The organism is Pedobacter nyackensis (assembly GCF_032678475.1).
Taxonomy (GTDB): domain Bacteria; phylum Bacteroidota; class Bacteroidia; order Sphingobacteriales; family Sphingobacteriaceae; genus Pedobacter; species Pedobacter nyackensis_A.
In genome coordinates, this window is record NZ_JAVTSF010000019.1 from 1 (window position 1) to 816 (window position 816).

General features: G+C 42.6%; 1 protein-coding gene. It reads right to left on the reverse strand.

The genetic code is table 11. The features are described 5' to 3' along the window. On the reverse strand, positions 1-816 hold an 816-nt coding region (locus R2Q84_RS25200; protein ID WP_316819377.1), incomplete at both ends, for an Ig-like domain-containing protein.

The following is an 816-nucleotide window of genomic DNA, read 5'->3' on the forward strand; positions in this document are numbered from 1 at the left end:
ACAACTATGGTAGCTGTAGGCCGGTTAGTATCAATAGTGTAATTGTTGGAATTGGTAACACCTGTTCCCGCATTGCCGGATAAAACAGCTGTTATACCTGTATTATCCAAAGTAATCACATTGGCTAGATATGTAATTTCAGCTGCAGGTGTAAGTGTAGCTTTCCAGGTGATGCCTCCATCTGTAGAACTAACCGCACTTAGCGTGCCATTGGCAACAGTAAGGTCGTCATTGGTAAATCCGGTAATCGCTTCGCTGAAAGTAATGGTTACTGTTGGTGTTTCGCTAATACTTAAAGCATTATCAGCCACAACTATGGTAGCTGTAGGTCGGTTAGTATTCACCGCGTAATTGTTGGAATTGGTAATTCCTGTTCCTGCATTACCTGCAACATCAGTAACACCTGTATTATCTAAAATGATCAGATTGGTTGGGTCTGTAATTCCAGTTGCAGGTGTAAGTGTAGCTTTCCAGGTGATGCCTCCATCTGTAGAACTAACCGCACTTAGCGTGCCATTGGCAATGGTGAGGTCGTCATTGGTAAATCCTATAACGGCTTCGCTGAAAGTAATGGTTACTGTTGGTGTTTCGCCAATACTTAAAGTATTATCAGCTACAACTATGGTAGCTGTAGGCCGGTTGGTATCAATTGCGTAATTGTTAGAATTGGTATTGTCTGTTCCTGTATTACCTGCCAGATCAGTAACACCTGTATTATCTAAAGTGATCAGATTGGTTGGGTCTGTAATTCCCACTGCAGGTGTAAGTGTAGCTTTCCAGGTGATGCCTCCATCTGTAGAATTCACTGGGCTTAGC